Origin of the sequence: Actinocrinis sp., from assembly GCF_035653575.1 — a bacterium.
In the GTDB taxonomy this organism is placed as follows: domain Bacteria; phylum Actinomycetota; class Actinomycetes; order Streptomycetales; family Catenulisporaceae; genus Actinocrinis.
On record NZ_DASRBQ010000056.1, the window covers coordinates 140,748 to 153,570 of the forward strand.

Genomic DNA, 12,823 nt, shown 5'->3' on the forward strand with positions numbered 1-12,823 from the left:
ACCGCTCCCTTGACCTACCAGCTCGATCCGGATCGCTCGTCTGCGCTGGGCACGGCGATCGGCGGACGTACCGCCATATCGCCACCCAGGAGCAGCCGTGTCCCCGGCCGGGTGCCGACCGCGGTCGCGACTGCGCCCGTGTCCTGCGCCGTGGTCGCCGACCGCGCGGCACGCGCGCCGCTTATCCGGCGGGTGTCCGCCGTGACCCACGGAAGCACGAGCGGCACGGTGTCCTCGAACACGCCGAAGGACTCCGCCTCGCGCGTGTCTACGCCGTCCGCTGCGGGACTGGCCGCGGACTGTGCGCCGCCCCACGGCACATAGGCGAGGGCGACGAGCCCACAGATGAGGTTTCCGCAGACCCAGGCCGCGCCGACCCAGAGCAGGCCGCGCGAGGCCAGGGCCGCGGCCATGCCGATCGAGACGACCGCGAAGAACAGGTTGCTGACCACGAACGGGCGCATGCGGCCGACGACCCGCAGGGCGTTGCTGCTCCAGTTGTTCAGGGCGACCGCGAGCGCACCGGCGGCGAGCAGCGTCAGAAGGCCCCGGGCGTGGTCGGCGTACGCCTGTCCGAACAGGCCCAGGATCAGGTCGGCACCGAGGATGACCACGACGACGGCGGGAATCAGCACGGCCACGTTGAGGCGAGCGGAGCGCTTGAGGCATTCGCCCAGCAGCGAGATATCGTGCGACGCCTCGGAGAAGGTGGCGTCCCCGATCGAGTGGGACACGGTGTACAGCATGTTCGCGATCTGGAAAGCCATGAAGTAGTACGCCTCGGCCCCGCTGCCGAGCCGCTGGAGCGCGAGCAGCGGCAAGACCAGTTGCGGCAGCAGGTTGAGCAGCGACGAGCCGTAGCTGGCCAGCGAGTAGCGCGCGTGCTCACGCAGCCGGGTGCCGCCGAAGCCGAAATCGGGTCGGAAGCCGAGCCGCACCCACATGGCGATGAGCGAGGCCAGCACGGCCGCGGCGAAGCCGACCCCGGTGGACGCGACGATCCCCGCCGCGCCGAGGGACACCAGGAAGATCGGCATCGCCAGCTTGGACAGGCTCTGCACGAAGCCGTCGACGAGCAGGTTGTACTGCGGCAGCCGCGCCGCCATGAACACCGAGTCGGTCAGCAGGTTGACCGCGGCGAAGGCGCAGAACGCGACGAAGCACAGCGCATACCACGGGTTTTCCCGGATGAACAGCAGCTTCGGGCTGATCCAGGGCAGCAGCAGCAGGAAGGCGCCGCCGAGCGCCCAGCCGCCGCCGCCCGAGATCAGCAGGCTGAGCGTGACCTGCCGGTTGCGGGCCCGGCCGGCGGCCTGATGGCGGATCAGCACGGAGTTGAATCCGAACAGCGACAGGTAGGAGATCAGCGAGATGGTGTTGATCAGCGAGGTGGCAAGGCCGACGCGCTCGGGGCTGTACTCCCGGCCGACCAGGATCCAGAAGCAATAGCCGAGCGCCGCGGTGACCCCGGTCGAGGCCATGAGGAACAGTGAGTTCTCGGTGATCTGCAACGAGGCGCGTGAGTGCCTAGACATGGCCGTCGCCTCGGGCGTGGTCGAGGGGCTGGGCACGGCGCACCAGGAAGAGCGCGACCGCGGAGGCCGCGTAGCTCGCCACCGCGGTGCCGCCTTCGCTCGGCCAGGGGAAGAAATGCGTTAACCGCTTGGACAGCGTCCACGGATGCGTCATCGAGTTGACACACAGATAGACCCAGACCAGCAGGCCGTATCCGGCCACCGCGTTGAGCACCGCGTGCCACAGGCCGCGCACCGGTTCGCTCCGGCGGATCCAGAGCCGTCCGGTCCGTGCCTGCAGCGTGATCGCCGCCAGCGCCGAGGCGGCGAAAGCGAGCGCGCCGAAGGTGTCGCGGCGCAGCGGCACGAGGTCTGCGACGTGTCTGCTGAGCTCTTGCGGGAAGGCGGCGGCGTAAGCGGCGATGTAGATCCAGCCGAGGAGGCCGTGGACCAGCGCGACTTCGGCGGCGGCGCGCATTCTGGGGTTCACGGCGAGCTCTCCGCGGCCGCGCGGTAGTGCTCGCGCAGCAGTTCCAGGTGCTCGCTCCAGGAGAAGTGCGCCTGCGCATACGCTCGGGAGCACTCGCTCATCCGGTTGCGCACCTGCTCGTCGGCGATCGTCCGGCGGATCGCGGCGCCGACCGCCGCCGCATCGCGCGGCACCAGCGCCAGCGCGGCGTGTTCGATGCCGGGTGCCCGGTAGTCCGGCTCGTCGGTGGTGACCACCGGCAGCCCGCTGCTCATCGCCTCCTTCACCACGAGCGGGAACACCTCGCCGGTCGTCGGCAGCACGAATACGTCGCAGGCACGGAAGAGTTCCGCCACCCGGTCCGGCTGCAGGGCACCGAGAACGTGCACGCCCGGAAGCCCGGAGAGCGCCGCCGCGTCTCCGGAGCCGACGACCACGAGGTCGAACTCGCCGGTGCGCGCGGCGAGCGCGATGTCTATGCCCTTCTTCGGCACGAGCCGGCCGACGAACAGCGCGAGCGGCCGGTCGAGCGGCAGGTTGTGCTCTTTCCGCAGCAGTTCCCGCTCGGCCTCGTCGCCCGCCGGCCGGTAGCGCTCCTGGTCCACGCCGTTGGCCAGGACGACGACCTTCTGCGGGCCGGCGCCAAGTCCCGCGACGAATCTGGCCACGTATTCGTTGATGACGAAGACTCTCCGGGCACGCCGGACGAGCAGGCGCCCCATCGTGCCGTACACGAGGTTCTGGATCGCGCGGACCAGGATGGAAGTGTGCTCGACCACGGCGACGTGCTGGCTGAGCACGAGCGGCCTGCCCGCGAGCCGAGCCGCGAGGCCGGCGCTCCACGAGCTGAGGTAGAAGCAGTCGTGTACGTGCACGATGTCCGCGCGGCGCGCGAGCCTGACGGCCACGGCGAGCAGACGCGGGGAGAACACCGGGAACGGCACGCCGACGCGGTGCTCGAAGCCGTTCCATGCTCTGACACGCACCACGCGCACGCCGCCCTCGTCGCGGACGCTGCTGCGGTCGGCGCTGGTGAGCACGGTGACGTCATGACCGAGCGCGGCGAGGCGCTGCGCCTCGGCCTGCACCACGCTCTCGATCCCGCCGACGTGCGGCGCGTAGTAGTGGCAGACGAGCAGTATTCGTCCGGGGAAGGCAGGCGCGGCCAAGAGCTCGTCGGTCAATTGTTCATCTCCGCGCCGTAGATCTGCGCACCGTCGCTGGCGTAGATCTTGTTGTATTGCGTATCGAGCAGCTGATCCGGATACCGGTAGGTGACGATCTGCCCGTTGATCCGATTCGAGACCTCGTCCGAGCGGATCATGGTCGGGCCGACGAACACGTAGCTGCCCGGGCGCAGCCACTGCGGCAGGATGTCCGGCAGCACCGGGCCGGTGAAGGCGGTGCGCAGGTTGTCGGCGGCGAAGTAGTCCGCCTGGACCATCGGCTCGGTTCCGGTGCGCTGGCCCGTCGAGGTCACGAGGGCGTTGAGCCACTGAGCACCGGCGAGCTGCGCCCGGGTCGGGTAGTGGATGTCGTAGTACTGTCCCTCGTTCGCCATCGACAGGATGCCGTAGTACCCGCCGGTCAACTGCGGGACCACACCCGTCATGGTCGACGCGATCACGGCCACGACGGCGCCGACAGCCGGCCTCGACCAGCGTCTGAGCGCGCGGCAGATCCACACTAGGCCGGCCGCCATGAACGGCCCGAGAAAGAACATGCCCTCCGCGAACGCGCGCAGCACGCCGTAGTCGATCGACAGCTGCGGCACCACGGTCAAGACGCCGAGCATGCCGATCGCGCCGACCGCGAGCAGCACCTGATCCCTGGTCGGGGTGAACAGCCGGCGCCCGGCGAACCACACGCCGAGCAGCCCGACGACGATGAACAGCTCGTACGCGCGATCGTCGATGCTGCGCGCGATCACGTTCGCGGTCGTCACGTTGATACTCGCGGACTGGATCCGCCGCCCCGCCGCGGTGAGCGGCTGGTATTGGGTACCCACGACCGGGGTCTGATATTGATCGACGAGTGAGAGCGGCCAGTACGCCGACTTGGCGCGGTCTGCCGCGGTGATGTCGACGGCGGACTGCTTGTACCCGGCGAGCAGCTGCGCGTCGGATTGCTTTGCGGCGAGCAGGCCTGACGACGCATGGCCCTCTAGCTGCGAGATCGCGGACGACAAGGTGGATTGGACCTGGCTGTCGGTGTGGGTGACCGGCCCGGCCCAGATGAACGCGGCGGCTCCCGCGAACAGCACGAGCCACCAGGGCGCGAACAGACCGTGTCGCCGTCCGGTCACCCGTGCGGCGCGCCGCTGCCGGCTGCTGCGCCGTGCCGCGGTCGGACGCTCGCGCTCTGCGCCGCGTGCGGACCGCACGTTCGAGCGCAGTGTCGACCAGAGCCGCAACGCTGCCTCGGCGGCCACCGCGATGAAGCAAATCATGACGATGATGTACGCGGTGGAGTAGTGCGAGACCACCGCACCGAGGGTGAGCGCGCCGAAAGCGATCCGCCGGCCCGGCAGCGGTCCCCGCTGATCCGTGATGAGCAGTACGGCGCAGCCGACCAGGAGGAACGCGATCTCCTGCCGGGACATATACGGCAGGTCCGTGGAGAAGGTCGGGAAGATGATGAAGAAGATCGCGCTGAGCACTGCCAATCGGTGCGACGCGACGTTGCGCACGCCCCGGAACAGCAGCACCGGCGTCACCGCGAAGAGCAGCGGCTCGACGACCTTGAAGATGTCCACACCCGAGACCGCGGTCAGATGCGCGAAGGCGACTGGCAGCAGCGTCACGCTCAGACAGGCGTAATAGGCGTTGCGAATTCCCCCGGGCTGCCAATGGCCGCTGGCCAGCACGTCGGAGAAATACGCGTATTCGGTCTGGATGTCGTGGCCGGTGATCAGCCACCCGCGCAGCGAGGTGAGCAGCAGGATTCCAGCCGCCGCGAAGTAGATGCCCAGCTCGATCGCTTCGATCGCGTAGCCGCTCCGGTACAGCAGCAGCAACAGGAACGCGACGATGACCACCATCGCGGTCATGCTCACGCCGGAGCCGAGGCCGTTATTCAGCCTGATCGGACCGGCCACGGACAACACGAGCACGAGGGCACCGAGCGCCAGCACCGGGCCGAAGCCGCGGCGGTGCCACCAGTAGCGCTCCCGCGGCACCGGCTCGGCCTCCGGCGCGAACGCGCCGACGATGATCGCCGCGGCGGCGAGCGCGAGGGTGATCGGCACCAGTTCCAACGGACGGTGGTCGCCGAGCAGCGGCAGCGCCAGATCGAGGGCGAGCAGCACGAACAGGTCGTGCAGGATCGCGAAGCCGACGGCCAGCAGCGCGGCGCCGTCCGCGGTGGACACGACGCGCCGCGCAGTGCCGAAGTAGACGCAGGCCGGCGCACCGATCATCAGCCACAGCCCCGCGGCGTCCTGGACGATCCGCACGGCTGGAGCGAGCAGGATCACCAGGGCGCACACGGCGGTGGAGAGCAGCACTACTCGCCGACCGCGCAAGGCGGTCATCGGTAGACCTCGTCGTAGATCAGCTCAACGCGATCGGTGACCACGTCCCACGAGTACTCGCGGGCCGCGTCCGCGCACCGCCGGGCCAGTTCGGCGCGCAGCCCGGGATCGGCGGCCACCGCGTCGATCGCCGCCGCGAGCGCGCCGGGTTCCGCGGCGGCCAGCAGTCCGCGCCCCGCGATCAGCTCGATGTTGCCCGGCACCTCGGTCGCGATCACCGGCAGCCCCGCCGCCATCGCCTCGAGCGCGACCAACGGCATGCCTTCGCGGTCTGACGGCAGCGCGAACGCGTCGGCCTCGGCGTAAGCGCGCAGCAGGTCATCGCCGAAGAGCGGACCGGCGAATTCGGCCGGCAGCCCGCACTGCGCGGCGCGCTGTTCGAGCTGCGCACGCAGCGCACCGTCACCGACGACCCGCAGCTGCACCTTCTCCTTCACCAGGGTGAGCGCGTCGATCAGCCGGGCCACGTTCTTCTGCGCCTCCAGCCGGCCGACGAACAGCAGACGCAGCGGTCCGCAGTCCGTGGGCCGGCGCGGCGGGAGGAAGTACCGGCTGTCGACGCCGTTGGGCACGACGTGAATGCGGTCGGCTGGAACGCCGTAGGTTTCCTTGACGAACGTGGCCTGGGCCGAGGTGAGCGCGATGACCGCGGCCGCGCCGCGTATCGCCCGCGCGAAAACGTGCCGCTTGTAAAGGGGCAGCAGTCTCCCGAGCGGGCCCGAACTGCCGACGTCGAGATGGAAGTGCAGCACGTACTTCTGCCGTCGCAGCCGTGCGGCGATCATGACCTGCTCGGCGATCAGAGCCTGGGCGCAGTGCACGTGCCAAACCGCTGCGCCCTTCCTGCGCAGCAGCGCGAGAAAAAGACCCGGGGAGACCGGGGTGTGCGCCACTTCAACGGCGCGGAATCTGCGCACCCGCACCGGGCCGCGTTCGCGATCGGCGGAGGGCTGCGCGCGCGTCACCGTCGTGAGCACCTCGACTTCGCGGCGTTCGGCGAGCGTCTCGGCCAATGCCTGCGCGACCCGCTCAAGACCGCCGAGCGCGGGAGGGTAGTAAGGAGTGATCTGCACCACGCCCCGCCCGGTGCCCCGGGTCACTGCCTCAGTCATCTGCCACCTCCCCACCGGCTCCGGTCCCCGCTCAGCGGGTGCTGCTCGCGTGCGCACTCGGCAAGGCGCTCCCCGCGAAGCGGTAGTGCAGCGAGTACGGCGTGCCCTCCACCGCGGCCCACACCAGCTGCGCCTCCACCGGAATCGGCAACTGGTAGTTGGCCGTGCCCCTTCCGTCCCGGATCGGCAGCGTCACCGTGGTCGAGGCGTCGGCTTTTCCCGAGCCGTCGACTGTCCACACGTGGATCCGGTAGTTCGTGACGCTCGGGTCGTTCTGCACGATGACGCCGAGCGGCACGTTCAAGAACTGGCCTGAGATCCACGGGTTGCCATTAAGGTAAAACTGCGTGTTGGGCGAGCTGATCTCGGTGAACGACTGCCTCAGCACGGTATGCACTGGAGCGAGCCTGCTGATGCCGAGGAGGGCTGCGACGACGGCGAGGACCGCGGCCACCGCCGCGGTGGAACGGCCGCGACTGCGCAGGAACCACGGCGCCGGAGGCTCGCCGGCGGCGCCGGTCTCGACCTCTTCAGCGGTGGCGTCCGCTTCGGTTTCCGCTTCGTGCTCGGCTTCCGGCGTCCAGACCCCGGCCTCTTCCCGCGCCCGGACCGATGGCGGCTCCTCGTTCTCTGAGCGCGCCACGGCTTGCCGGCCGGAGGAGGGGCTGGTTCTGGACTCCACTACACCTTCATCGATTCCGCTAGCTCTTCACCCGTCGCCAGGCCCCGTACCGGCCTGCGGAAGCGGTGCGCGAATAGGCCGGCCAGATTGGCCACACCGTCCACCACCGCGTTGAGCTTTACTTCGCCCCCGCGCATCCGGTACTCGATCGGCACCTCGAGGACGCGGTAGCCGGCGCGCGCCGCGTCGTTCTTTATCTCCTGGGAGAATGCCATACCCGGCGAACGCACGTCGAGCCCGCCCCAGACATAACGGCGGAACACCCACATTCCGGACTGCGAGTCGCGGAATCCGTGCCCGAACAGCAGCCTGCTGACCGCGCTCAGGATGTGGTTGCCGACGAAATGAGAGTTCTTCATCGCCTCCCGGTTGGCCGGGTGCAGCCGATCGGTGGTGATGAATTCGACATCGCGCTCGACCAGGACGGTGAGCAGTTCGGGCAGCATGTCGAAGGGATAGGTGCAGTCGGCGTCACCGGTGGCGATCACGTCGCCGGTGGCCGCTTGGAACCCGGCCCGGTAGGCGTTGCCGTAGCCGCGTTGCGGCTCGTGGACCACCTTGGCGCCGAGCGCGGCCGCTCGCTGCCCCGTGCCGTCGGTGGAACCGTTGTCCACGACCACGACCTCGGCGGCCCAGCCCGCCTGGTCCAAGCGCTCGAAGGGTATCGAGCCGAGCACCGGTCCGATGTTGTCCGCCTCGTTGAGCGCGGGAATGACGATCGAAAGTGTCCCCACCGTGTTGCCATCCATCGATCGAGCAGGCGTGCGAAAGCGCGCTGCGATCCAGAACCGCCGTATGATCTGCTGTTGATGCGTACCGCGGCGAGACCCCGTCGGGTGCGCGAAGCCACCCGACCCCGCCGCGCGCTTCCCCGGGATCGCCCCGATTCCGGTGCCGACAACGGCGTCGACGGAAGTCACCTTATCGCATCACACCGGCGCGAAGATCATCAACGTCCTGCTGTAGCAGACTCGTTACTCGGAAGCCCTTCTCGTTTACTTCGCGGCCTGATCGACCTGTCCGGGAGTCATCGCCCGGTTCCAGATCCACATGTCCGCCAGATTGCCGGCGTACCAGTTGGTGGTCACGCCCTGTTCAAGTCCGCTGCCGAAGCTCAGCGGCCCGGTCGGCATCCAGGTCGCGTCGAAAGGCTTCGTCCCCTGGAGCGCGCCGTCCAGATAGAACGAGATGGAGTGCTTCTGAGCGTCGTAGGACGCGATGACCCGGTGCCAGTTGGCCGCGGTGGTCTCGGCGATGGCCTCCACCTTCGTCGTGGCGGCGCCGATCGTATCAGCGCGCTGCATCTCGAAGGCCAGCCGCTTCGTGCCGGGATCGAACTCGACGCAGGCGGCGCAGCCCTCGGTGCCGCGCTGCTCCACCACGGTCTCGCGGCCCGACGGCGTGCTGGTCGTGCCCTGCAGGTGCATCCAGAACGCGATCGTGAAGCTCTGCGAGGTGTTGATCACCGGGCCGTCGACGACGATCTGGGTCTCGGCCTTGCCGTTGAACACCGCGTCGCCGCTCTTGGTGTCGTTGAGCAGCACGCCGTTGTTCGTCGCGCTGGTCGTTCCGGCGTCCTCCTGGAGCCAGCCGCAGCACAGCTTCCAGTGATGGGTCACCGGCTGTGGCGCCACCGGAACCACCGCGCTCGCGGTGGCGCTCGCGCTGCTCGCGGCCACCGGCTTGTTGCCGCCGCCACCGCCGGTCAGCGCCCAGGCTCCGACCCCTATCCCGGCGAGGGCCACCGCACACACCGCCGCGATCACGATAAGGCGCTTTCGCGGCCGGCGCTCTTCCTGGGGCGGTGCGTAGGTGAAGGGCGGCGGCGTCGAGTAGCCGGGCTGGGCCGAGTAATCGATCGGCGGCGCCGGGGCGTCACCGTGCCATGAGCCTGATGCATCCGGTGCCGGATACTCCCCAAACGGCGGCGGTACCGAGCTGTACAGCGGCGAACTCTCATACGAGGGTGCCGGGACCGGCACAGCCTCCGGCGCGGCCTGCTGATCCGGTACCGCGACAGGCTCCTGCGGCAGCTGGAGCGGCGCCTCACTGCGCGCGAACATCGCCAACTGCCCGGCCACGAACTGCATACTCGGGCGCTGCGCCGGATCCTTGGCGAGCATCGCCTCGAACAGACCCCACATGGTCGGCGGGATCGCGGGATGCGGAGGCGGCGCCTCGTGCAGGTGCTTGTAGAGGATTTGCGCGTAGTGCTCCCCGTCGAAGGGCAGCACGCCGGTGAGCAACTGGTAAAGGCAGATCGCCAGCGAGTAGACATCGGCTGCCGGGCTGACGGCGCCGCCGGTCAGCAGTTCGGGCGCCAGGTAGTGCGGGGTGCCGATGACCGAGTTCGACGCGGTCAGCCTGGGATTCCCGGCGATCCAGGCGATGCCGAAGTCGACCAGCTTGGCCCGGGAGGTGGCGCTCTCCATCAGGATGTTCGCCGGCTTGAGGTCCCGGTGCACGATTCCCGCGGCGTGCACGGCGATCAGCGCCTGCGAGACCTCGTCGCCGAGCCGGGCCGCGTGGTACAGCGACAGCGGCCCGTCCCGCTCGAGCAGCCGCGCGCAGTCGATCCCCTCGACCAGCTCCATCACGAGACCGACGCGCTCGTTCTCGATCACCACGTCCCTGATCTCGACCAGGTGCGCGTGACGGACGCTCAGCAGTGCACTTCGCTCGCGCAGGAACCGCCCCACCAGATCAGAGCTCTGACCCATGGTGTCGGACAGGATCTTCACGGCGACCGCCTCGCCGGTCTCCGTGTTGTGCGCGGACCAGACCGTCCCCATCGAGCCGCCGCCGAGCCGCTGGTCGAGCACGTACAAACTACCCAGCCGGGATCCCGCGCCGACCTCGCCGCTCACTTTTCCCCTCCCCCATATCACAAACCGGCCGCCACTGGGCGTAGCGTACCGTACCCCGACCTGCCTGTAGGCGGCCCGGTACCGCCTTGTGATCTCGACGCCGCAGCCGTGATCTCACCCGTTAGGCTGGCCCTCATGTCCCTGTCCGCCAGACGGCTGGCTCCGTGGTTGGTCGCCGCCTTCATCATCGCGGTCGGCTCGGTGGCGATGGCGGTCTCGGCCCTGCCAGACAGGCCGCAGCCGCAGGCCGTGCACATCGTGCAGTCGACGGACAGCGGTTTCGTGTTCGGGGTCGACTACGCGGACGCGCTGCCGGACGAGTCGGAGTCCGCGATCGGCAGCGGCCTGGACGACGCGGGCGCGGTCGGAGCCGGCTGGATCAGGGTCGATCTGGCTTGGTACCGGATCCAGCCGAGCCCCACCCAGTGGGACTGGCGCTCCTTCGACCGCACGGTCAGCTACGCGAAAGCCAGGGGGCTGAAAGTCCTGGCGATCCTGGACCAGCCGCCGGCTTGGGCCCGCGTCCACGGCTGCGCCAAGCAGATCTGGTGCCCGCCCGCGGACGACACTCAGTTCGCCGCCTTCGCCGCCCAGGCCGCACAGCGGTACTCCGCGGACGTGGTGGGCGCCTGGGAGGTCTGGAACGAGGAGAATCTGGGCTCGTACTGGTCCGGTGGTCCCGATCCGGAGGGTTACGGCGCGCTGCTCAAGGCCACCTCCATCGCGATGCGCGCGGTGCAGCCCAGGGTGCGCATCGTGGTCGGCGGTTTGGCCGTGGCCGATTCCGGCGGCAAGGACCTCTCCGCTCGGGACTTCCTGCTGGACCTCGCGCGCTCGAACTTCCTGCCTTACGCGAGCGCCGTCGGGTATCACCCGTACAGCTTCCCCGCCGCGCCCGCGGCCGCGAGGGCGTTCGGCGACATCAGCACCGGGCCGGACAGCCTGGCGTCGATACTCGATCAGTATCAGCAGCCGTCGATGCCGATCTGGCTGACCGAGGCGGGAGCCCCCGTCTCGGATGCCGCGAGCGACCCGGACGCAGCGATGCCGGCGACGCGGAGCCAGGAGTCGCAGCAGGCTGTCTATGCGACCGAACTGGTCACCGCGGCCACCCGGAACTCACACGTCAGAGCATTGTTCTGGTTCTCCGACATCGATCTGCCGGACCAGCGGCTGTACTTCGGGCTGCGTCGCGCGGACGGCACCGCGCGGCCGTCGCTCGCCGCGTTCCGGGACGCGATCAAGGCGTACGTGGGCTGACGAAGCCATAGCAGAGCGCAGACACGAAGCGGCCCGGGACTCTTTCGAGTCCCGGGCCGCCGCGCTTATCGCTCGGAGGTTACTCCCGGATCGCCGAGACTACTTGACGATCTTCGTGACCCGGCCGGCGCCGACGGTGCGACCGCACTGTGCTGTCTGGAGGGCGGCCCGCCCCGTCGGCGCTTGCGTACTACTTGACGATCTTCGTGACCCGGCCGGCGCCAACGGTGCGACCGCCCTCGCGAATAGCGAAGCGCAGGCCCTCCTCCATGGCGATCGGCTGGATCAGCTGGACCGACATCTCGGTGTTGTCACCCGGCATGACCATCTCGGTGCCCTCGGGCAGGGTCACCACGCCGGTCACGTCGGTCGTCCGGAAGTAGAACTGCGGACGGTAGTTGTTGAAGAACGGCGTGTGCCGGCCACCCTCGTCCTTGGACAGGATGTAGACCTGGCCCTCGAAGTCGGTGTGCGGGGTGATCGAGCCGGGCTTGACCACGACCTGGCCGCGCTCGACGTCGTCGCGCTTGGTGCCGCGCAGCAGCAGGCCGACGTTCTCGCCCGCCTGGCCCTCGTCGAGCAGCTTGCGGAACATCTCCACGCCGGTGACCGTCGTGGTCTGCTTCTGCTCGCGGATGCCCACGATGTCCACGGTCTCGTTGACCTTGATGACACCGCGCTCGATGCGGCCGGTCACCACGGTGCCGCGGCCGGTGATCGTGAAGACGTCCTCGATCGGCATCAGGAACGGCTTGTCGATCTCGCGCTCCGGCTGCGGGATGGCCTCGTCGACCGCGTCCAGCAGACCGAGCAGCTTCTCGGCCCACTCGGGGTCGCCCTCGAGCGCCTTGAGCGCGGAGACGCGCACGACCGGCACGTCGTCGCCCGGGAACTCGTACTCGGAGAGCAGCTCGCGCACCTCGAGCTCGACGAGCTCGAGGATCTCCTCGTCGTCCACCATGTCGGCCTTGTTCAGGGCGACCACGATGTACGGCACGCCGACCTGGCGGGCCAGCAGCACGTGCTCCTTGGTCTGCGGCATCGGGCCGTCGGTCGCGGCCACCACCAGGATCGCGCCGTCCATCTGCGCGGCACCGGTGATCATGTTCTTGATGTAGTCCGCGTGACCGGGGCAGTCGACGTGGGCGTAGTGCCGCGCCTCGGTCTGGTACTCGACGTGCGCGATGGAGATGGTGATACCGCGCTGACGCTCCTCGGGGGCCTTGTCGATCTGGTCGAAGGCAGAGGCCTGGTTGAGCGTCGGGTACTTGTCGTGCAGCACCTTGGTGATCGCCGCGGTGAGCGTCGTCTTGCCGTGGTCGATGTGACCGATGGTGCCGATGTTGACGTGCGGCTTAGTCCGCTCGAACTTCGCCTTCGCCACGAT

General features: G+C 69.0%; 10 protein-coding genes. 1 reads left to right on the forward strand and 9 read right to left on the reverse strand.

Translation table 11 applies throughout. The features are described from left to right. Positions 1 to 14: 14 nt before the first annotated feature. The 8 genes from VFA06_RS08405 to VFA06_RS08440 all read right to left on the reverse strand — a co-directional run bounded on the left by VFA06_RS08405 (position 15) and on the right by VFA06_RS08440 (position 10,176). A complete protein-coding gene (locus VFA06_RS08405; protein ID WP_324839869.1) occupies positions 15 to 1,535 on the reverse strand; it encodes a lipopolysaccharide biosynthesis protein in 1,521 nt (506 codons plus the stop codon). After that, positions 1,528 to 2,004 (reverse strand): hypothetical protein, encoded by a 477-nt coding sequence (locus VFA06_RS08410; RefSeq protein WP_324839870.1) that lies wholly within the window; start codon positions 2,002 to 2,004, stop codon positions 1,528 to 1,530. The genes VFA06_RS08405 and VFA06_RS08410 overlap by 8 nt, the downstream gene beginning before the upstream one ends. Beyond that, a complete protein-coding gene (locus VFA06_RS08415; protein ID WP_324839871.1) occupies positions 2,001 to 3,167 on the reverse strand; it encodes a glycosyltransferase family 4 protein in 1,167 nt (388 codons plus the stop codon). The genes VFA06_RS08410 and VFA06_RS08415 overlap by 4 nt, the downstream gene beginning before the upstream one ends. Further along, positions 3,164 to 5,515: a hypothetical protein gene (locus VFA06_RS08420; RefSeq protein ID WP_324839872.1), complete on the reverse strand. Its 2,352-nt coding sequence runs from the start codon at positions 5,513 to 5,515 to the stop codon at positions 3,164 to 3,166. The genes VFA06_RS08415 and VFA06_RS08420 overlap by 4 nt, the downstream gene beginning before the upstream one ends. Next, a complete protein-coding gene (locus VFA06_RS08425; RefSeq protein ID WP_324839873.1) occupies positions 5,512 to 6,627 on the reverse strand; it encodes a glycosyltransferase family 4 protein in 1,116 nt (371 codons plus the stop codon). The genes VFA06_RS08420 and VFA06_RS08425 overlap by 4 nt, the downstream gene beginning before the upstream one ends. A 31-nt stretch (positions 6,628 to 6,658) precedes the next feature. Next, a complete protein-coding gene (locus VFA06_RS08430) occupies positions 6,659 to 7,309 on the reverse strand; it encodes a hypothetical protein (protein WP_324839874.1) in 651 nt (216 codons plus the stop codon). Further along, the gene (locus VFA06_RS08435; protein WP_324839875.1) at positions 7,309 to 8,058 is read right to left on the reverse strand and encodes a glycosyltransferase family 2 protein; all 750 of its coding nucleotides are present in this window, start codon (positions 8,056 to 8,058) and stop codon (positions 7,309 to 7,311) included. Before VFA06_RS08435 ends, VFA06_RS08430 begins: the two co-directional genes overlap by 1 nt. Before the next feature lie 246 nt (positions 8,059 to 8,304). After that, positions 8,305 to 10,176 carry a protein kinase domain-containing protein gene (locus VFA06_RS08440; protein WP_324839876.1) on the reverse strand — a complete coding sequence of 624 codons (1,872 nt, stop codon included), beginning with the start codon at positions 10,174 to 10,176 and terminating at the stop codon, positions 8,305 to 8,307. A gap of 135 nt (positions 10,177 to 10,311) precedes the next feature. Between VFA06_RS08440 and VFA06_RS08445 the strand changes: the two genes are divergently transcribed. Beyond that, positions 10,312 to 11,436: a cellulase family glycosylhydrolase gene (locus VFA06_RS08445; protein ID WP_324839877.1), complete on the forward strand. Its 1,125-nt coding sequence runs from the start codon at positions 10,312 to 10,314 to the stop codon at positions 11,434 to 11,436. Positions 11,437 to 11,626: 190 nt separating this feature from the next. Here VFA06_RS08445 and tuf read toward each other — a convergent pair whose 3' ends face one another. Beyond that, the gene (gene tuf, locus VFA06_RS08450; RefSeq protein WP_324839878.1) at positions 11,627 to 12,820 is read right to left on the reverse strand and encodes an elongation factor Tu; all 1,194 of its coding nucleotides are present in this window, start codon (positions 12,818 to 12,820) and stop codon (positions 11,627 to 11,629) included. Positions 12,821 to 12,823: the final 3 nt, after the last annotated feature.

Excerpts from the sequence above, each read along its gene's own strand:
- VFA06_RS08420 (WP_324839872.1), bottom strand. The coding sequence starts at position 5,515 with ATGACCGCCTTGCGCGGTCGGCGAGTAGTGCTGCTCTCCACCGCCGTG.
- VFA06_RS08405 (WP_324839869.1), bottom strand. The coding sequence starts at position 1,535 with ATGTCTAGGCACTCACGCGCCTCGTTGCAGATCACCGAGAACTCACTG.
- VFA06_RS08435 (WP_324839875.1), bottom strand. The coding sequence starts at position 8,058 with ATGGATGGCAACACGGTGGGGACACTTTCGATCGTCATTCCCGCGCTC.
- VFA06_RS08425 (WP_324839873.1), bottom strand. The coding sequence starts at position 6,627 with ATGACTGAGGCAGTGACCCGGGGCACCGGGCGGGGCGTGGTGCAGATC.
- VFA06_RS08445 (WP_324839877.1), top strand. The coding sequence starts at position 10,312 with ATGTCCCTGTCCGCCAGACGGCTGGCTCCGTGGTTGGTCGCCGCCTTC.